This window comes from Sphingobium sp. WR1 (assembly GCF_059693745.1).
This window is the reverse complement of record NZ_JCATID010000023.1, coordinates 51994-70469: the sequence shown is the minus strand read 5'-3', so window position 1 is coordinate 70469 and position 18476 is coordinate 51994. Positions and strand designations below refer to the sequence as shown.

At 65.9% G+C, this 18476-nt stretch carries 17 protein-coding genes; 9 read left to right on the top strand and 8 right to left on the bottom strand.

Going from position 1 to position 18476, the window contains the following annotated elements:
* Window positions 1–19: 19 nt before the first annotated feature.
* From AC58EF_RS22170 to AC58EF_RS22145, 6 genes are read left to right on the top strand one after another with little or no spacing between them, the layout of a single operon-like run.
* Window positions 20–1642, top strand: coding sequence for a tetratricopeptide repeat protein (locus tag AC58EF_RS22170; RefSeq protein WP_497278683.1), 1623 nt, complete (start codon window positions 20–22; stop codon window positions 1640–1642).
* Window positions 1629–2510: a 4-(cytidine 5'-diphospho)-2-C-methyl-D-erythritol kinase gene (locus AC58EF_RS22165; RefSeq protein ID WP_497278681.1), complete on the top strand. Its 882-nt coding sequence runs from the start codon at window positions 1629–1631 to the stop codon at window positions 2508–2510. Before AC58EF_RS22170 ends, AC58EF_RS22165 begins: the two co-directional genes overlap by 14 nt.
* A complete protein-coding gene (locus AC58EF_RS22160; RefSeq protein WP_497278679.1) occupies window positions 2507–3223 on the top strand; it encodes an N-formylglutamate amidohydrolase in 717 nt (238 codons plus the stop codon). Before AC58EF_RS22165 ends, AC58EF_RS22160 begins: the two co-directional genes overlap by 4 nt.
* Window positions 3220–3597 carry a hypothetical protein gene (locus tag AC58EF_RS22155; protein WP_497278677.1) on the top strand — a complete coding sequence of 126 codons (378 nt, stop codon included), beginning with the start codon at window positions 3220–3222 and terminating at the stop codon, window positions 3595–3597. Before AC58EF_RS22160 ends, AC58EF_RS22155 begins: the two co-directional genes overlap by 4 nt.
* The gene (locus tag AC58EF_RS22150; protein ID WP_497278675.1) at window positions 3594–4961 is read left to right on the top strand and encodes an NAD(P)H-hydrate dehydratase; all 1368 of its coding nucleotides are present in this window, start codon (window positions 3594–3596) and stop codon (window positions 4959–4961) included. The genes AC58EF_RS22155 and AC58EF_RS22150 overlap by 4 nt, the downstream gene beginning before the upstream one ends.
* Window positions 4958–6166 (top strand): class I SAM-dependent RNA methyltransferase, encoded by a 1209-nt coding sequence (locus tag AC58EF_RS22145; protein WP_497278673.1) that lies wholly within the window; start codon window positions 4958–4960, stop codon window positions 6164–6166. The genes AC58EF_RS22150 and AC58EF_RS22145 overlap by 4 nt, the downstream gene beginning before the upstream one ends.
* 119 nt (window positions 6167–6285) lie before the next feature.
* Here the strand turns inward: AC58EF_RS22145 and AC58EF_RS22140 are convergent, their stop codons facing one another.
* The 3 genes from AC58EF_RS22140 to AC58EF_RS22130 all read right to left on the bottom strand — a co-directional run bounded on the left by AC58EF_RS22140 (window position 6286) and on the right by AC58EF_RS22130 (window position 10118).
* Window positions 6286–7488: a type III PLP-dependent enzyme gene (locus AC58EF_RS22140; protein ID WP_497278671.1), complete on the bottom strand. Its 1203-nt coding sequence runs from the start codon at window positions 7486–7488 to the stop codon at window positions 6286–6288.
* 148 nt (window positions 7489–7636) lie between these two features.
* Window positions 7637–8809, bottom strand: a complete 1173-nt coding sequence (locus AC58EF_RS22135) for a carboxynorspermidine decarboxylase (RefSeq protein ID WP_497278669.1) — start codon at window positions 8807–8809, stop codon at window positions 7637–7639.
* Between the two features lie 103 nt (window positions 8810–8912).
* Window positions 8913–10118, bottom strand: a complete 1206-nt coding sequence (locus tag AC58EF_RS22130; protein WP_497278667.1) for a saccharopine dehydrogenase family protein — start codon at window positions 10116–10118, stop codon at window positions 8913–8915.
* Between the two features lie 62 nt (window positions 10119–10180).
* Here AC58EF_RS22130 and AC58EF_RS22125 point away from each other — a divergent pair, with 62 nt between their 5' ends.
* Entirely contained in the window at window positions 10181–11191 is a 1011-nt protein-coding gene (locus tag AC58EF_RS22125) for a hypothetical protein (RefSeq protein ID WP_497278665.1), read from the top strand.
* Window positions 11192–11462: 271 nt separating this feature from the next.
* On the opposite strand, the gene AC58EF_RS22120 is transcribed toward AC58EF_RS22125, so the two are convergent.
* The 3 genes from AC58EF_RS22120 to AC58EF_RS22110 form a co-directional block, all read right to left on the bottom strand.
* Window positions 11463–11810 carry a GFA family protein gene (locus AC58EF_RS22120; RefSeq protein WP_497278664.1) on the bottom strand — a complete coding sequence of 116 codons (348 nt, stop codon included), beginning with the start codon at window positions 11808–11810 and terminating at the stop codon, window positions 11463–11465.
* Between the two features lie 144 nt (window positions 11811–11954).
* Entirely contained in the window at window positions 11955–13553 is a 1599-nt protein-coding gene (locus tag AC58EF_RS22115; RefSeq protein WP_497278662.1) for a cisplatin damage response ATP-dependent DNA ligase, read from the bottom strand.
* 94 nt (window positions 13554–13647) lie between these two features.
* Window positions 13648–14640 carry a ligase-associated DNA damage response exonuclease gene (locus AC58EF_RS22110; protein WP_497278661.1) on the bottom strand — a complete coding sequence of 331 codons (993 nt, stop codon included), beginning with the start codon at window positions 14638–14640 and terminating at the stop codon, window positions 13648–13650.
* A gap of 131 nt (window positions 14641–14771) precedes the next feature.
* Between AC58EF_RS22110 and AC58EF_RS22105 the strand changes: the two genes are divergently transcribed.
* Complete coding sequence (locus AC58EF_RS22105) at window positions 14772–16004, top strand: BtaA family protein (RefSeq protein WP_497278659.1); 1233 nt, start codon at window positions 14772–14774, stop codon at window positions 16002–16004.
* Window positions 16001–16645 (top strand): class I SAM-dependent methyltransferase, encoded by a 645-nt coding sequence (locus AC58EF_RS22100; protein WP_497278657.1) that lies wholly within the window; start codon window positions 16001–16003, stop codon window positions 16643–16645. The genes AC58EF_RS22105 and AC58EF_RS22100 overlap by 4 nt, the downstream gene beginning before the upstream one ends.
* 9 nt (window positions 16646–16654) lie before the next feature.
* On the opposite strand, the gene AC58EF_RS22095 is transcribed toward AC58EF_RS22100, so the two are convergent.
* Both AC58EF_RS22095 and AC58EF_RS22090 read right to left on the bottom strand, forming a co-directional pair.
* Window positions 16655–17716 (bottom strand): class I SAM-dependent methyltransferase, encoded by a 1062-nt coding sequence (locus tag AC58EF_RS22095; RefSeq protein ID WP_497278655.1) that lies wholly within the window; start codon window positions 17714–17716, stop codon window positions 16655–16657.
* A gap of 144 nt (window positions 17717–17860) precedes the next feature.
* Window positions 17861–18439, bottom strand: a complete 579-nt coding sequence (locus AC58EF_RS22090) for a hypothetical protein (protein ID WP_497278653.1) — start codon at window positions 18437–18439, stop codon at window positions 17861–17863.
* Window positions 18440–18476: the final 37 nt, after the last annotated feature.

Genomic DNA, 18476 nt, shown 5'->3' with positions numbered 1-18476 from the left:
GCGCCTGATCCCGATTCTGATGCTGGCGGTCCCGGCGGCAGCCGGGGCGTCGGTCGACCCAGGCAGCGCCCTTCATGCCTACGCGCGGGCGCGGCTGGCGGACGGGGATGGCGCGCTGGGGAATGCCGTGGCCAGCTATCGTGTCGCGCTGGCCCTTGATCCGGGGCGCGCGGAGATTGCGCGCCGCTCCTATGCACAGGCGCTGGAAAGCGGCGATCAGGCGCTGGCGATGCGGTCGGCCGTGCTGCTTGACGCGCAGGGCATGTTGCCGCGCGACGGCACCTTGTTGCGGATCGGCGACGCATTGACGCGCAAGGATTGGGTCGGCGCCCGGTTGCTCATCGACCGCATGGTGGAGGAGGGCAACTTCACCTTTCTGGCGTCGATCATGCGGAGCTGGATCGCCGTGGGAGAAGGGCATTATGCCCCGCCCGTGATCGAGGGCAAGGAGCAGTTCGCCGCGCTTGGCCAGCGCTATCTGGACGAGCATCTGGCCTTGCAGGCGATCGGGCGGGACGATCTGGCGACTGCGGCGCCGGCGTTGCGGCGGGCGATCGCCTTGCGCAGCAGCGACGGCGCGGCGCTGCGGCTCAGCTTCGCCGCGCAGCTTGCGGCTCAGGGGGCGAAGGCCGAAGCGCTGGCCCTCCTGCCGGAAGGCGATGCAAATTTCGTGGTGGCGCGGGCGGACATCGCGCGCGGCAAGGGCGCCAGAGGGCGCAGGGCGCTGCTGAACCCGGCACAGGGCTTTGCCCGGCTTCTTTCGCGGCTGGCGGTCGATATCGCTTCGGACGATAAGGGGATTGTGCTTGGTATGCGGTTGGCGCGGATCGCGACCTTCGCCGATCCCCAGGGTCCCGAAGTCCATATCATCGCGGCCCGTCTGTTGACGGCCGGCGGCTATCCCGCCTTTGGAGCTGCGGAGGCCGGCAAGGTGCCGCTCAAGGGCTGGTATGGCGGATTGGCCCAGGCCGAACTGGTCAATGCCCGGGCCGAGGCGGGCGATCGTGATGGCGCGATCGCCCTCGCCCGGACCTTGGCGTCGGAACCGGGTGCGGACGCCGAGCGCCAAGTCCGTCTCGGTCGCCTGCTCGCCGATGCGAAGGATTTCACTGGCGCGGCGACGGCGTTCAAGGCGGCGCAAGCCGGCTATCCCGCCGATGGCGTGCCCTGGGCGCTGCTGCTGTTCGAAGGCAGCGCGCTGGAGCAGGGCAAGCGCTGGGACGAGGCGCGGGCCGTGCTGGAGCGCGCGGCGAAGCTGGCGCCCAATGAGCCGGTCATCCTCAACTATCTGGGCTATGCGCAGATCGAGCGGCGGCAGAATGTCGAGGAAGCGCTGGTCCTGCTCAAAAGGGCCAGCGCGCTCAAGCCGCAGGATGCGTCGATCACGGATTCGCTCGGCTGGGCGCAGTTTGTGACGGGCGATGTTCGGGCGGCGGTGCCCGTGCTGGAACGGGCGGCGGCCGGCGCGCCGGACGATCCGACGATCAACGAGCATCTGGGCGATGCGCTATGGACGGCGGGGCGGCGCTACGAAGCGCGCTATGCCTGGAACGCCGCGGCCGTCTATGCCGAAGGCGATGTCGCGGCACGGCTGGCGGCGAAGAGCAAGGAAGGATTGAAGCCGGAATATGCTGCACCCTGACGTGGAGGCCGCCGCCGAAACGCTCGTCGAAACCGCCTATGCCAAGGTGAATGTCGCGCTGCATGTCCGGGCGCGGCGGGACGATGGCTATCATGCGCTGGAAAGTCTGTTCGTCTTTGCCGAGGATGGGGACCGGCTGGAGGGGCAGGCGACCGATGACGGCGCGATCGATCTGGTGATCGACGGGCCGTTCGGCGCGGGGCTGGATGCGGGATCGGACAATCTGGTGATGCGCGCGGCGCGGCTGTTGCAGGGCTGGCTGGGGGAGCAGCGTGGCGCTTCGATCCGGCTGACGAAGAATTTGCCGGTGGCTTCGGGGATCGGCGGCGGGTCGGCGGATGCGGCGGCGACGTTGCGGCTGCTGGTGCGGCTGTGGGATGTGCGGATCGCGCCGGAGGAACTGGCCGGACTCGCGCTGGACCTGGGATCGGACGTGCCCGCCTGCGTCGCAAGCGTGACGCAGCTGGTGACGGGGCGCGGCGAACATTTGGCGCGACACGCGGTCGATGGGCTGGAGGGGCTGCCCTTACTGCTGGTCAATCCGGGCGTGGGCCTGTCCACGGGCAGTGTCTTTGCAGGGTGGGACCGGCAGGATCGCGGGGCGCTTGACGCCGAAAGTCTCGACCGGCTGATAAAGGAAGGGCGCAACGATCTCGAGCCATCCGCCATTGCGGTCGCGCCGGTGATCGCGCAGGTGCTGGCCGCGTTGCAGCCTGCCCACGGCCTGCTGCTGGCGCGCATGTCGGGATCGGGCGCGACCTGCTTCGCGCTGTTCGAAAGTGCGGCGGCGATGAAGGAAGCTGCGGCTATGGTGCGCGCGGCGCATCCCGGCTGGTGGATCATGGAAACAGGGATCAGAAGCGCATGAATGAGGCTTTCACGCGGATCGATGGCGGCGCGCTGGACCTGCTGATCATTGCCGATCATGCCTCCGCCCATGTCCCCGACGATGTCGACCTGGGCATCGATCCGGCGCTGCTCAGAGAGCATGTCGCCATCGACATCGGCGTGGCGGAGGTGAGCCGGTTGCTGGCGGCCGAGCTGGGGGGCACGGCGATCCTTGGCGGCGTGTCGCGGCTGGTGGTCGACCTCAACCGCGAAGAGGATGCGCCGGGACTGCTGCCGGTCATGAGCGACGGCCATGTCATTCCCGGCAATCGGGACGCCGATCTGGCCGAGCGGATGATCCGTTTCCATCATCCCTATCATCATCAGATCGCGCGATTGCTGGATGGCATGACCGCGCCCTTCATCCTGTCGGTCCACAGCTTCACCCCCCGGCTGGCGAGCGATCCGGGGCAGCAGCGGCCCTGGGACATCGGAATACTTTATAATCAGGACGATCGCGCCGCGCGGATCGCGATCCCCTTGCTGGAGGCTGCGGGCCTGAACGTCGGCGATCAGTTGCCCTATTCGGGGCAGTTGCTGAATGCGACGATGAACCGCCATGCGGAGGCCAACGGAATCCCCTATCTGGGGATCGAGATGCGGCAGGATCTGGTGAGTGACGCGGCGGGGCAGAGGCGCTTTGCCGGGATTATCGGACCGATCGTGCTGGAATGCCGGAGCCGGCTGGCATGAGAGCGAAGATGGCCGGGCTGGCGGCGTTGCTGGCGCTGGCCGGATGTGGCGGCGACGCGCCGAAAGCGGGCGGCAGCAATGCGTCGGCGCAGACCGGGGCGCCGGACGATGATGGCAAGGCCGACTGCATGACCGGCGGCGCGCAGCAATGGGAACGGGATTGTCTGGTCGAGCGCAACGGCGACATGCTGACGATCCGCCATCCCGATGGCGGCTTTCGCCGATTCCGCGTGTTGGCGGACGGGCGTGGACTGGAGGCCGCCGATGGGGCGGAGAGCGCCCGGCTCAGCATCGCCGGCGAACGGCAGATCGAGGTCGCCGCCGGCGATGACCGCTATCGGTTGCCCGCACAGATTGCCGGCCAGCCGCAATGACCGGTGCGCCGATCCTGACCGCGGCGCAGATGCGCGCGGCGGAGCAGGCGGCTTTCGACGCGGGCGTCGACGAATATGGGCTGATGGAAAAGGCAGGCGCGGCGGCGGCGGAGATCATCTGGCGCGCCGGGCATCGGCGCGATGCGCTGATCCTGTGCGGGCCGGGCAATAATGGCGGCGACGGCTTCGTGATCGCGCGCATCCTGCGCGAGCGGGGCTTGGCCGTTCGGGTGGCGGCGCTGGGCGAAAGCCGGACAGCATCGAGCCAGCGGGCGCGTTCCGGCTGGGACGGGCCGGTCGAGGATGTGATGGCGGCGGAGCCTGCAACCCAACTGGTCGACGCCCTTTTCGGAACCGGCCTGTCGCGCGGACTGGATGAAGCGGTCGCTGCGCGGCTTGGTCTGCTGGCGGAGGCGGCCCTGTTCGTCCATGCGGTCGATCTGCCGAGCGGGGTCGATACCGATAGCGGCGCGCTGCTTTCCGCCGTGCCGCATTATGGGATCTGCATTGCGCTAGGGGCCTGGAAACCTGCTCATCTGCTGCATCCGGCGGCGGGCCGGATCGACCGGCTGGTGCTGGCGGACCTGGGCATAGCCGTGCCGGGCGACATCAGCCGACTGGAAGCGCCCAAATTGCAGGCGCCCGGTGCGGACGCACATAAATATAGCCGGGGCCTGGTGGCGGTGCTGGGCGGCGCCATGCCGGGGGCCGCCGCGCTTGCCGCGACGGCGGCGGCGCATTCCGGCGCCGGCATGGTGCGGCTCCATGCGGCCGATGCCGGCCGCGCCGTCCCGCAGGCCATCGTCTCCCAGGCGGATGGCGACCTTTCCGATCCCCGTATCCGTGCGTTGCTGGTGGGGCCGGGGCTGGGCCGGGATGGCCAGGCGAATATGCGACTGGCGAAGGCGCTGGCGTCCGGCCATCCGCTGGTGCTGGACGCCGACGCGCTGGTGCTGCTGGCGGGGCAGGTCGACCGCATCCCTGCCGGAGCGATCCTGACCCCGCATGAGGGGGAGTTTCAGCGGATGTTCGGTACGCTGCCCGGAAGCAAGATCGATCGGGCGGTGGCGGCGGCGCGCCTGTCGGGGGCGATCATCGTCTACAAGGGCGCGGACAGCGTGATCGCCGCGCCGGACGGCCGGGCGGCGGTGGCGGGTGGCGCGCCCTCCTGGCTGTCGACGGCGGGGACGGGCGATGTGCTGGCGGGTTTGGCCGCGGGGCGGCTGGCGGTGACGGGCGATCCCTTCCGCGCGGCGTGCGAGGCGGTGTGGCTGCATGGCGATGCCGCGCGGCGCGCCGGGCCGGCTTTCATCGCGGATGATTTGCTTGCTACGCTGCCAGCGGCTATCGCCGCGCGATTGTGACCGACAGCGAAATAGACAATCTCATCATCCGCGTCGCCGCCCGGGGCGACGGCGTCACGGCCGACGGCCGCCACTTTCCCCTGACCGCGCCGGGCGACCGGGTGGGAGGCGATGGGATTGTCCATTTCGGTGTCCATCATGCCGCGCCGCCGTGCGATCATTTCCCGGCCTGCGGCGGGTGCCAGCTCCAGCATCTGGACGAGGAGAGCTATACCGATTTCGTGACGGCGCGCGTCACCGGCGCGCTGGCGGGGCAGGGGGTGACGCCGGGCGCGGTGCTGCCGCCGCATATCTCGCCGCCGATGACGCGGCGGCGTGCCTCCCTGCGCGCGGCCCGTGCGGGCAAGCGCATCACCATCGGCTTCGCCGAAGAGGGCAGCCACAGGCTGATCGACCTCCAGATGTGCGCGGTGCTCGATCCCCGGCTGTTCGCGCTGCTGACGCCGCTCAGGGCGCTGCTGGTCGAGATACTGCCGGACAAGCGGGCCGCGCATGTGCGCCTGTCGCTGACCGATCAGGGCGTCGACCTGCTGCTGGAGGGGGTGAAAGTCGTTGGGCTGGCAGCGGATGAGGCGCTGGGCGATTTCGCGCGCGAACAGGGGCTGGCCCGCCTGACCATCGATGAAGGCGACGGGCCGCAGACGCGCTGGGAGCCGGAGGCGGTAACGGTCAGTTTCGGTGGGACGCCGGTCGGCTTTCCGCCCTTCTCCTTCCTCCAGGCTACGCCCGATGGCGAGGCTGCGCTGGTCGGCGCGGTGCGCGATGCGCTGCCGGAAACGGGCGCGATCGCCGACCTCTTCTGCGGCCTCGGCACCTTCGCGCTGGCATTGGGGGACAAGCGGCCGGTCTATGCGGCGGAGGGCGCGCGGGATGTGATCCTGTCGCTCAAGCTCGGCGCGGCGCGGGCGCAGCGGCGGCTGGCCGCCGACCATCGCGACCTGTTCCGCCGGCCGCTGACGCCCGAGGAACTGAACCGCTTCGCCGCCATAGTGCTGGACCCGCCGCGTGCGGGCGCGCGCGAACAGGTGCTGCAACTGGCCGCGTCCACCGTGCAGACGATTGCCTATGTGTCCTGCAACCCCGCCAGCTTCGCGCGGGATGCGGCGCATCTGGTGGCGGCAGGCTACCGGCTGGAGAGCGTCAGGCCGGTGGGCCAGTTCCGCTGGACCACCCATGTCGAACTGGTCGGCATCTTCCGCAGATAGAGCGATTTCAAGCCGGATGGAACATCTGTCGGCTCGAAAATCGCGGAAAACACAGGATAAAAAAATCCCTCGCCGCAAGGGCGAGCGGCGAGGGACCTTTATTCTGTCTTGCCGGGCGGTTAGCCCAGCTTGATGACGGTCGCGCGACGGCGCGGCTGGACGGTTTCGGTGTAGAGGCTGGCCATCGGCTCATCCGCCACCTCGATCGTCGATTCCGACGTGAAGCCGTTGAAACCGGTACGCATCGCCGCGCCATAGGCGCCGAGCATCCCGATTTCGATATAGTCGCCGACCTTCACATCCGCGGGGAGCATGAAGGGACCGACCATATGGTCCATGTCGTCGCAGGTCGGGCCGTAGAAGGAGAAGGGGGTCATGTCCTCCTCGCTCTCTTCCTCGCGCAGCAATGCGACGGGGAAGCGCCAGCCGATATGCGCGGCGTCGAACAGCGCGCCATAGGCGCCGTCGTTGATGTAGAGTTCGGTCCCGCGACGACGTTCGACGCGCACGATGATCGAGCTATATTCCGCCGACAGCGCACGGCCGGGTTCGCACCACAGTTCCGACGAGTAGCTGACCGGCAGGCTTTCGAAACCGCGATGGATCGCTTCGAAATAATTTTCGAGCGCCACCGGCTCCATGCCCGGATAGACCGACGGAAAGCCGCCGCCGACATCGATGATGTCGACCGTGACCGCCGCGTCGACGATCGCGGCGCGGACGCGCTCGATCGCATCGCTATAGGCTTGCGGGCTCATCGCCTGGCTGCCGACATGGAAGCAGATGCCCAGCGCGTCTGCGGCCTGACGGGTCGCCATCAGCAGATCGCGGGTCTCACCCAGCTCGGCGCCGAACTTCGACGCGAGGCTGAGTTCCGAATGTTCGGACGAGACGCGCAGACGCACGCACAGCTCCAGATCGGTCGCATCGCCGGTGGCGCGCATGATCTTTTCCAGCTCGTCGATCGTGTCGAGCGAGAAGGTGCGCACGCCATGGACATGGTAAGCCTCTGCGATCGCTTCCTCGGCCTTGACCGGGTGCATGAAGCAGAGCTTGGCCAGACATTCGGCGTCGGCAAGCGCTTCCGAAACGAGACGCACTTCCGCGATCGAGGCCACGTCGAAATGCGTGATGCCCGAGGCGAACAGGGTGCGGATCAGATCGGGAGACGGATTCGCCTTGACCGCATAGAGCGAGCGGCCCGGAAACTTCTCGACGAAGAAGCGGGCAGCCCGCGCAGCGGCGGCGGGACGAATCAGCGTTACCGGTGCTGCCGGTGTGAGGGTGGTCGCTACCCCCAGCGCGCTATGATGCTTGTGCAACTCAAGGGACCTCCAGTGTAGTTCAGGGCGAAAAAGCTGCCTTGCGGTGGAAGTCCCATGGGGCAGCGGACGGCCGATATATGCGGAGGGGTCCCCCCTGTAAAGCGCATATGAAAATTTTGTTGCGCGGTTCGCTATGAAACGTGCGTTATGAGAGACGGCTCTTGAAGTCCTCATAGGAAAATGACCGGATTTCCGTGAGTTGATCCGTTTCACTATTCCACAGCCAGATGGCGGGAAGAGGCACGCCATTGAAGGTGTTGGTCTTCACCATTGAATAATGGGCCTGGTCGAGGAAGGCGATCCGCGCGCCCGGTTCCGCGCCGCCGGGGACTCGATAGTCGCCGATGATGTCGCCGGCGAGGCAGGAGGGGCCGCCGAGTCGCGTCACCGGACCTTCATCCGGCTCATGCAGCATGGCGGGGCGATAGGGCGCCTCGATCACGTCGGGCATGTGGCAGGTGGCGCTGATGTCGGTGATCGCGACGGGCATCCCGTTTTCGATCACGTCAAGGATTTCGCCGACCAATATGCCCGCGTCCAGCGCCATCGCCTCGCCCGGCTCGATATAGAGTTCAAGGCCGGTCTGCGCCTTGATCCGCCGAAGGAAGGCGGTGAGGTCGTCGATCTGGTAATCGGCGCGGGTCACATGATGGCCGCCGCCGAAATTCAGCCATTTGAGGCCGCCGACATGGGGCATCACATGGGGTTCGATCGCCGCCCAGGTGCGTTCCAGCGGCAGAAAATCCTGTTCGCAGAGGTTATGGACGTGAAGACCGTCGACTCCTTCCAGATGCTCCGGGCGCAACTGGTCGATCGGGAAACCGAGGCGGCTGTGCGGTTGCGACGGGTCATATTTGGGCACTTCCCCCTCGGGATTGAGGGGGTTGAGGCGCAGGCCGATGTCGAAGTTCACACCGTCGCTGCGCGCCGCGTCGATCACCGGCTTCATCCGCGCGATCTGGCCGGGGCTGTTGAAGATGACATGGTCGGAAATCCTGAGGATTTCCGCCAGATCGTCGGGCTTGTAGGCGGCGCAATAGGTGGCCACCTCACCCTTATATTCCTCCCGACCCAACCGCGCCTCATAGATGCCGGACGCGCAGACGCCGTCCAGATATTCTCCGATTACGCCGCCGAGCGACCACATGGAAAAGGCCTTGAGCGCGCCCAGCACCTTGATCCCGGCCCGATCGCGGATGTCGCGCAGGACCGACAGGTTGCGGCGCACCGCGGCCTCATCCACCACGAAGGCGGGCGAGGGGACGCGGTAGAGGTCGAAGCGGGCGAAGGCGGCGGGATCGCCGGCGCGGGTTTCCATGGGGCAAACAACTCCGTCATTGCGAGCGTAGCGAAGCAATCCATAGGTGCGCCATTGGATTGCTTCGCTACGCTCGCAATGACGAAATGCGCTTTGCGGCTCGTCAGAAGTCGAGCGGCGCGTCCAGTTCCTTCACCTGCCAGGGCAGGCCATGCTTGTTCAGCATGTCCATGAAGGGATCGGGATCGAACTGCTCGATGTTGAACACGCCTTCCCCTTTCCACGCGCCGGTCAGCATCATGGCGGCGCCGATCATCGCGGGGACGCCGGTGGTGTAGCTGACCGCCTGGTTGCCGGTTTCGGCATAGGCGTCCTCGTGATCGCAGACATTATAGACATAGACGGTCTTGGCCTGACCATCCTTCTGCCCGGTCGCGATATCGCCAATGTTGGTCTTGCCCTTGGTGGTCGACCCCAGGCTCGACGGTTCGGGCAACACGGCCTTCAGGAACTGGAGCGGGATGATTTCCTGGCCATTGTAGATGACCGGGTCGATCCGGGTCATGCCGACATTCTGGAGCACTTCGAGATGCTTCAAATAGGCATCGCCGAAGGTCATCCAGAAGCGGATGCGCTTGATTTCGGGATAGTGGGTCGCGAGCGATTCCAGTTCCTCATGATACATGAGATACATATTCTTCGGACCGACCTGATCGAAATCAAATTCCTGCTTGTGGCTCAATGCAGGGCCTTCGACCCATTCGCCATTGGCCCAGTGACGCGACGGGGCGGTCACTTCGCGGATGTTGATTTCCGGGTTGAAGTTGGTGGCGAAATGCTGGCCATGGTCGCCGCCATTGCAGTCGAGGATGTCGAGCGTGTCGATCCGGTCGAGCAGATGCTTCTTGATGTAGCTGGCGAAGACGCTGGTGACGCCGGGGTCGAAGCCCGAGCCGAGCAGGGCCATGATGCCCGCTTCCTTGAAGCGATCCTGATAGGCCCATTGCCAGCTATATTCGAACTTGGCGGTGTCGCGCGGTTCGTAATTGGCGGTGTCGAGATAGTCGGTCTTGGTCGCGAGGCACGCGTCCATGATCGCCAGATCCTGATAGGGCAAAGCGAGGTTCACGACCAGTTTCGGCTGGACCCTTTCGATCAGCGCGATCGTCTCTTCGACATTGTCGGCGTCGACCTGCGCCACGTCGATGGTGACGCCGGTGCGCGCTTTCACCGATTCGGCGACCTTTTCGCAGCTGACGAGGCGGCGGCTGGCGAGCGTGATATGGCTGAAAATGTCACTGTTCATCGCCATCTTGTGAACCGCGACAGATCCGACGCCGCCCGCGCCGATGACAAGAACCTTGCTCACTACAACTGCTCCATGGCTATTGTCGCGCCGTTCGCGCGAAAGCGCCCATATAGGAGGCTCGAATGACAGCGCAAAGTCAGAGTTGGTTCCGCTTCAAAAAGCCGCTGCTGGCGGGGATTGCCCTGCTGGCGATGATGGGCGCGTCGCCGGGCGCGGTGGCGGCGGCCGATGCGGTGCAGGCGCAGGCTCCCAAGGGCGAGGTGCGGATAGCCTTCGCTCCGCCGCTGGACCAGCCGCTGCGCTATGAGGTGTCGACGCTGCGCAGCCGCGCGGGGCAGGAGCAACAGGGCATTGTCGAGCAGGTGATGCGCTTCCGCCGGGAGGGCGAGGGCTATGTGCTGCGGATCGAACTGGTGAAGGGGACGCTGCCGGGGCTGACCGAGTTCAGCCTGAAGGTCGGCGATCCCAGAATGCCGCCTTCGCTGCGGCCGTTCATGGAGCCGATGGAATATGATGTCGGGCCGGACGGCGAAGTGCTGCGGCTGCGCGACTGGGACAGGCTGAAGGGAAAGATCGGCGCGGGGATGAAGGATATGGTCGTGCTGATCGAACCGGACGCGCAGAAGCGCGCGCCGGCCGCGGCGATGATCGAGAAGATGGCGGCGGGTTTCCAGAAGCTCACGCCGGAGCAGGCGGCGCAACTGTTCCTGAAGCCCTGGGCGACCTTCCTGGGGCTGGGTCGCAATCCGCGCGAACTGGGCGAATGGTATGAGGCGGAGATCGAACTGGACACCGGCGTCTTTCCGATGCCGCTGCCCGCGACCAGCCGGATGCGCCTGACCCGCCCGGCCGCCGCCTATCATTGGGAACAGCATACGGAGATGGACCCGAAGGTGGCTGGCGAGGCGATCACCGCCTATCTGGAAACGATGATCCGGGCCAGCGGCGACAAGGCGCCTGAGGGCAAGATCGCAGAGATGCGCAAGGCGCTGGGCGACATCGCCATCAACGATGTGCTGGAGGCCGATATCGACCCTGTCACCGGCATGGTGATCGAGGGCAGCTATATCCGGTCGATTGAGGCCAGCGGGCAGAAGGGCGGCAATGGCAGCCGGGTGCGGCGGTTGGATTGAAGGGGTGGGTTGTCGGGAGACGGCCATTCCAGGACATTCCTTCTCTCTTGAGGGAGAAGGATACGGAGCCTTGCCGCAAAGTGGCTAGGCGGAGTTGGATGAGGGGGATTGGCGGTAGGTTGGCGCGATTGCGCAAAGTGGCAACCCCCTCACCCAGCTACGACTAGGCAGCAAACTGCCAAGTCTTCACATCCCTCTCCCTCAAGGGAGAGGGAAAGAATGTCTGAATACCACCCATCCCCATCGCAACAGATGGACGAACCTCGCGCTCCTAAAAGCTCGCCCCGTCGACCTTCTGGATGGTCAGCGTATCGATATCGACCGAGGGCACGCAGCGCAGGTTGATCGCGCGCATCTCTCCCTGCGGCGACCTGCCCTTTGCAAAGGCCTCCGTGCCGCAGGTCTTGCAGAATTGATGCGTGATATTGTGCTTGTAGAAGAGATAGTCGGTGAGTTGGTCCGCGCCGCTTTCCAGCGTGAACTGATCCACGGGGACGAAGGTCAGGACGAAGCCCTTGCGGCTGCAATGGGAGCAGTTGCAGGTCATGCCCTCGGTCGGTGCGTCGGCGGTGACGCTGAAAGTGACGGCGCCGCAATGGCAGCTTCCCTGATAGGCCATGATTGCTCTCCCTCCATGTGGTGCGATCATGATAGAGGGGAGTTGAGGAGAACGGAATGGCCGAAAGCGAGCGAAGCAAGGTGTGCCTGCTGTCATTGCATGACGCGCTATATCAAGGCGGCGCTGCCCGGTTGGGCGCTGTAATCAACTGACAAGCTTCTTCAGCCCTTCGACCGTGTCCGCCTCGCTCGCCGGCTTGTCCTTGCGGATGCGGGCGATGCGGGGGAAGCGCATAGCGAGGCCGGACTTGTGGCGTTTGCTGTCGTGGATGGAATCGAACGCGACCTCCAGCACCAGCGTCTTTTCGACCTCCCGCACCGGGCCGAAGCGGTTGACGGTATTTTGCCGCACGAAGCGATCGAGCCATTTCAGCTCCTCGTCGGTGAAGCCGCTATAGGCCTTGCCCACCGGCAGCAGTTCGCCGTCCGGCGTCCAGCAGCCGAAGGTGTAGTCCGAATAGAAGGAGGAGCGTTTGCCGTGGCCGCGCTGGGCATACATCATGACGCAGTCGGCGGTCAGCGGGTCGCGTTTCCATTTATACCAGAGCGCAGCCTTGCGTCCGGCGACATAGGGGCTGTCGCGGCGCTTGAGCATCACCCCCTCGATCGCGGCGTCACGGGCGCCGGCGCGGATGTCGGCGAGCGCCCCGAAGTCCGGCGCGTCGATGACGGCGGACAGGTCGAAGCGGTCGGAGGACAACTGCGCCACATAGGCCTCCAGCCGGGCGCGGCGGTTGGTCCAGGGGAGGGCGCGCAGATCGTCCTCGCCCTCGATCAGCAGATCGTAGAGGCGGACGAAGGTGGGATAGTCGTCCATCATCTTCGCGGTGACGGCCTTGCGGCCGAGCCTTTGTTGCAGGGCGTTGAAACTGGCCGCAGCGCCTCCATGTTCTTTGGCGCCTTGAACCTCGCCCTTCACCAGCAGTTCGCCGTCGAGCACCGCGTGGCCGGTGAAGGCCTGCGCGATCTCCGGGAAACTCCCCGTAATGTCGTCGCCTGCACGGCTGTAGAGGCGCGTTTCCTTGCCCGTGCCGACGATCTGGATGCGGATGCCGTCCCATTTCCATTCGGCGGCATAGTCGGCAAGGTCGACGCTGTCGGCCTCCAGCGGATGGGCGAGCATGAAGGGACGGAAATAGGGCGTGCCTTCGGGATCGGGGCGGCCGCTGCGGCCCTCGGCCCAGTCGAACAGGGCGGCATAGGGCGGGGCAAGGGCGTGCCAGACCTGCTCCACATCATCGACGTCGAGGCCGAAGGCCTGCGCGAATCCGGTCTTGGCGAGGCGAGCGGAAATGCCGACGCGCAGACCCCCGGTGGCGAGCTTGAGCAGGGCGAAGCGGCCCGACGCATCGAGATGGTCCATCATTTGCGCCAGCGCCTGCGGCGCGGCGGCGCGGCTGATGCCGTGCAGACGATCGATTACGGCGGACAGGCTGAGCGAGCCGTCGTCCAGTTCGGCGGGCTGATCCTCCTGCTTGGGCCACAGCAGGGCGACGGTTTCGGCGAGGTCGCCGACATAATCGCGGCTCATTTCGAACAGGACGGGATCGGTGCGGGCGCGGATCATTTCGCCGATGGCGGAGGATTTCACCGCCTTGAGATCGAGATTGCCGGTCAGCGCCGCCAAGGCCCAGCCCCGGTCGGGATCGGGCGCGTCGCGCATATAGGCGGCGATCAGGTCCAGCTTGCCGTTGCGCGAACGGGTGTAGACGAGGCCGTCGAGCAGTTGGGAGAATTGCCTCATGATTCCCCACCCGTTCGGTTCGAGCCTGTCGAGAACCTGTGCGCGAGGGTTCTCGACAGGCTCGAACCGAACGGATGTGGTGGCTGGAAAAACATTAGCCTTCATCCTCATCTTCGCGGCCGACCAGGGCCAGCGCCCGCGCGCGGATCTGGTGGGTCATGCACCAGTGGAGCAGGGCCTCCTCCCGCCCATGGGTGATCCAGGTTTCGGTGGGCGCGACCTCGCGGATCGTGCCAGTCAGCTCGTCCCAGTCGGCATGGTCCGAAATCACCAGCGGCAGCTCGACATTCCTCTGCCGCGCGCGCTGGCGCACGCGCATCCAGCCGGACGCCATGGCGGTGATCGGATCGGGCAGGCGACGGCTCCAGCGATCGTTGAGCGCGGAGGGCGGTGAGACGACGATATGGCCCCGCATCTCCTTCGCCGGCACGCCGGTCGCGGCGCGCAATTCGCCCATGTCCACGCCGAACGCCTGGTAGAGGGCGCACATCCGCTCCAGCGCGCCATGGATATAGATGGGATCATGATGGCCGCGCGCCCGCAATTCGCAGATGACCCGCTGCGCCTTGCCCAACGCATAGGCGCCGACCAGAACGCAGCGGTCGGGATGGGCGTGGAGTGCGGCGAGCAGCCGGTCCATCTCGCTGCCGGTGTCGGGATGACGGAAGACGGGCAGGCCAAAGGTCGCCTCGGTCACGAAAATGTCGCAGGGGATCGGCTCGAAGGCTTTGCAGGTCGGATCGGCGCGGCGCTTGTAATCGCCCGTCACGACGACTCGCTCGCCCGCATGGTCCAGCACGATCTGCGCCGATCCCAGCACATGGCCGGCCGGGACGTAGCGGATGGTGACGCCGCCCATGCGCACATCCTCGCCATAGGCGACCGCCGTGCCGCTGGCGGTGCCGTACCGCAGCGCCATGATCGCCAGCGTTTCCCGCGTGGCCCAGACATGGCCGTGGCCGCCGCGCGCATGATCGGCGTGGCCATGGGTCACAAGCGCGCGTGCCTGCGGCAGCGAAGGATCGATCCACGCATCGGCGGGACGGACATAGATGCCGGTCGGGTGGGGTTCGAGCCAGTGCGCCATCATCTGCACAAGATGGGAGGGGGCGTCACGGTTCCGCAAGAGGAGTCATCGCCACGTAACCGGAGCGTCATGCAGGCGACATGCCATTGCCCTATCGGCCCCCGAACGACCCGGCAGCGAGGAGTGCAGCCATGGCAGCGACCGCCAACCAAACAGGCCATAAGAAAATCACCAATGCGGTGCACCGCCACCGGCATCTGTCGAAGCAGGGCTTGCTGGAACGCGCCTTCACCTTCGCCTTTCGTGGTCTTGTCTATGCCCAGATCTGGGAAGATCCGGCGGTGGACATGGAAGCGCTGGCGATCACGCCCGACAGCCATGTCGTGACGATCGCGTCGGGCGGCTGCAACGTCCTTTCCTATCTGACAGCCGATCCGGCGAAGATCACCGCGGTCGACCTCAACACCGCGCATATCGCGCTCAACAAGCTGAAGCTGATGGCCGCGCGGACCCTGCCCAGCCATGCCGCTTTCCACCGTTTCTTCGCCCAGGCGGACAATAAGGCCAATATCACCGCCTATCGCGCCTATGTCGCGCCGCATCTGGACGAGTCGACACGCCGCTATTGGGAAGGGCGCGACCTGATCGGGCGTCGTCGCATCGGGGGATTCGCCCGTGGCATCTACAAGCATGGCCTGCTCGGCCGCTTCATCGGCGCGGCGCACCTGCTGGCGCGGCTGCATGGCGTGAACCCCAAGCGGATGCTGGATGCGCAGTCGCGCGAGGAGCAGCGCGAGATTTTCGAGCGCGAACTGGCGCCGATCTTCGACAAGGGCTTCGTGCGCTGGCTGACCAGCCAGCCGGCCTCGCTCTTCGGCCTCGGCATCCCGCCCGCCCAGTTCGAGGCGCTGGCCGGCGACGACCGGATGGACAGCGTGCTGAAGGCGCGGCTGGAGAAGCTGGCCTGCGGCTTCGACCTTCAGGACAATTATTTCGCGGTGCAGGCGTTCGGGCGTGGCTATGCAGGGGGCGAGGGGCCGTTGCCGCCCTATCTCCAGGCGGCGAACCATGACGCGGTGCGCGCGCGGGCCGAACGGGTCGAGGTGCGGCACGTCAACTTCACCGACTTCCTCGCCAGCCAGCCGGTGGAATCTTGCGACCGCTATATCCTGCTCGATGCGCAGGACTGGATGGATGACGAGCAGCTCAACAATCTGTGGGCGCAGATCACGCGGACGGCCAGGCCCGGCGCGCGGGTGCTGTTCCGCACCGCCGGTGAGCCGAGCATCCTGCCCGGCCGGGTGGTCGATGAGATTCTGAACCGCTGGGATTATCGGGCCGAGGAGTCGCTCGACTATACCGCGCGCGACCGGTCGGCCATTTATGGCGGCGTTCATCTCTATGTGCTGAAAGGCGATCAGTGAGCGGTCATCGCCAGTTGATGGACGGGGTCTATCGCTACCAGCGGCATATTTACGACCTCACCCGCAAATATTATCTGCTGGGCCGGGACGGGCTGATCGCCGACCTCGATCCGCCCAAGGGCGGCGCGGTACTGGAAATCGGCTGCGGCACAGGGCGCAACCTGATCGCGGTGGGCAAGGCCTGGCCGCAGGCGCAGCTTTTCGGCGTCGACATCAGCGAGGCGATGCTGGAGACGGCGCGGGCTTCGGTGACGAAGGCGGGCATGGGCGAGCGGGTGACGCTGGCGCAGGGCGACGCCTGCGGCTTCGATGCGCAGGCGCTGTTCGGTCGGGCGAGGTTCGAGCGGGTGTTCATCAGCTATGCCCTGTCGATGATCCCCGAATGGGAAATGGCGCTGGCGCAGGCCGCGCGCTGCGTCGCGCCCGGCGGCAAGCTGGAGATAGTGGACTTCGGCCAGCAGGACGAACTGCCTGTGCTGTGGCGGCGGGCGCTGTTCGGATGGCTGGCGCGCTTCCATGTGTCGCCACGTCGCGATCTGAAGCCCGCGATCGAGCGGCTGGCGCAGGATATGGGCGGCTTTCCGCATAGCCGGACGCTCTATCGCGGCTATGCCGTGCGGGGTGGGCTGATCCGGGTCTGAAGCGCCGGGTCAGCGCGCCTCCAGCACCATGTTGAACGGGCCGTCGGCGGCGCGGCGGACATGGGTGAAGCCGCCGTCGCGGATCACTTCGGTCAGCCTTGCCTCCCCGGCCTGCGCGCCGAGGCCTTCGCCGACTTCCTGGTCGAGCGAGGTGGGCACGCAGATCATGGTGGAAGCATTGTAATAGAGCCGGCCGACGGGATTGAGATTATCCTCCGGCCGGTCCCCGGCGATCGGCTCGACGATCATCCAGCTGCCGTCCGGGGCGAGGATTTCGCGCATATGCGCTGCGCAACCGCGCGGGTCGCCCATGTCGTGCAGGCAGTCATACATGGTGACGAGATCGAAGTCGCGGCCCGGAACCTCCTTGGCGGTCGCGACTTCGAATTGCACCCGGTCGCCCAAGCCATGGGCCTGCGCGTGGCGGCGCGCTTCCTCGATGGAGGGGGCGTGGAAGTCGTAGCCGGTGAACCGGCTCTGCGGATAGGCCTGCGCCATCAGCAGCGTGGAAAAGCCGACGCCGCAGCCTATGTCTGCGACGTTGATGCCAGTGCGCAGCTTCGCCTCCACGCCGTCGAGCGCGGGAATCCATGCCTGCACGATATTGTTGACATAGCCGGGACGGAAGAAGGCGCCGGTGGCGCAGAAGAGGCAGCCGGCATGATCGCCCCAGCGGACGCCGGTGCCGTTGCGGAAACATTCCTCCACCTTGGGTTCGGCCTCGACCATGGCCGCGACCATTTCGAAGGCGGCGACCAGATAGACCGGGCTGTCGGCATGGTGGAACACCATCGCCTGCTCGGGGGAGAGGCTGAAGTGTCCGCTCGCCGGGTCGAAATCGACATAGCCGTTGGCCGCCTGCGCCATCGCCCATTCGCGGACATAGCGTTCATGCAGGCCGCCGGCGCGCTGCGCCAGTTCGGTGGCGGTGGCCGGTCCCGTCGCCAGCGCATCGAACAGGCCGAGCCGGACGCCCAGCCGCACCGTGGGCACACTCATCGCGCCACCCAGGTCGCCCAGCATCTTGCCCACAAAGGCATGGAGTTTCGCTTCGTCGATCGGTGCGGACATGGCTGCGCTCCTCTCACCTTCGCCCGACTCTCTGGTGGGACGAAGGCGGCGGGATTATAGCAGAACGGCCGCAACGCTGCGCGTGTGGCGGCGGGGCTTTGGGGTTAGGGCTTTAGGCCGTTCGCCACGGCGTAAAAACCAGGCCTAGCGCGGTTCGATCGTCAGCCCGGTGTAGAGAAATTCCCCCGTTGAGCAGATAAGGCGGACATCAGCCGAATTGGTGGTGAACGCGATGCTGTGCTGCTGATCGGCAAACTGCATCGTCACGGTTTTGCCGTCGTAGATCAGGCTGAAAGGACGCGCTTCCTGTGTTTCGGCCAGCGGTACCGGGGCATATGATACTGCGGTCCCCGACCTGGTCTCGTCCCAACTGGCAAAGTGGAGGAAGGGATTCTTGTCTTTCGTTTTGACGCCCAGCATTTTCGCAGGCAGCACCGAAAGTTCGAAGCCGACCGCATTCTTCGGACTTGCTCCGGGCGCATCCTGAGTTTCGGCTATGGTCAGGCGGGTCAGGGGCACATATTTGGCGGAAGCGGCGACCGCATTGACCTTTACCTGCCCGCGCACGACAAACCCACCAGCCGGTGCCGGTAGCACCAGTTCGGAAAAATGATCGGCGGCCGTGTCGCAATCATAGCTGATGCCTTTGGACGCAGCATGCGCCGAAGCTGACGCCATGACCGCAGAAACCGCGATCGCCATCCCGATAAATTTGATGCACATTCAATTCTTCCCCCGTCTTATTCGAGCGTTTAGGGCG

Coding starts and splice junctions, on each gene's coding strand:
- AC58EF_RS22115 (WP_497278662.1), bottom strand. CDS start 13,553: ATGAGGCAATTCTCCCAACTGCTCGACGGCCTCGTCTACACCCGTTCG.
- AC58EF_RS22165 (WP_497278681.1), top strand. CDS start 1,629: ATGCTGCACCCTGACGTGGAGGCCGCCGCCGAAACGCTCGTCGAAACC.
- AC58EF_RS22160 (WP_497278679.1), top strand. CDS start 2,507: ATGAATGAGGCTTTCACGCGGATCGATGGCGGCGCGCTGGACCTGCTG.
- AC58EF_RS22110 (WP_497278661.1), bottom strand. CDS start 14,640: ATGGCGCACTGGCTCGAACCCCACCCGACCGGCATCTATGTCCGTCCC.
- AC58EF_RS22120 (WP_497278664.1), bottom strand. CDS start 11,810: ATGGCCTATCAGGGAAGCTGCCATTGCGGCGCCGTCACTTTCAGCGTC.
- AC58EF_RS22170 (WP_497278683.1), top strand. CDS start 20: ATGCTGGCGGTCCCGGCGGCAGCCGGGGCGTCGGTCGACCCAGGCAGC.
- AC58EF_RS22105 (WP_497278659.1), top strand. CDS start 14,772: ATGGCAGCGACCGCCAACCAAACAGGCCATAAGAAAATCACCAATGCG.
- AC58EF_RS22150 (WP_497278675.1), top strand. CDS start 3,594: ATGACCGGTGCGCCGATCCTGACCGCGGCGCAGATGCGCGCGGCGGAG.
- AC58EF_RS22155 (WP_497278677.1), top strand. CDS start 3,220: ATGAGAGCGAAGATGGCCGGGCTGGCGGCGTTGCTGGCGCTGGCCGGA.
- AC58EF_RS22095 (WP_497278655.1), bottom strand. CDS start 17,716: ATGTCCGCACCGATCGACGAAGCGAAACTCCATGCCTTTGTGGGCAAG.
- AC58EF_RS22125 (WP_497278665.1), top strand. CDS start 10,181: ATGACAGCGCAAAGTCAGAGTTGGTTCCGCTTCAAAAAGCCGCTGCTG.
- AC58EF_RS22135 (WP_497278669.1), bottom strand. CDS start 8,809: ATGGAAACCCGCGCCGGCGATCCCGCCGCCTTCGCCCGCTTCGACCTC.
- AC58EF_RS22090 (WP_497278653.1), bottom strand. CDS start 18,439: ATGTGCATCAAATTTATCGGGATGGCGATCGCGGTTTCTGCGGTCATG.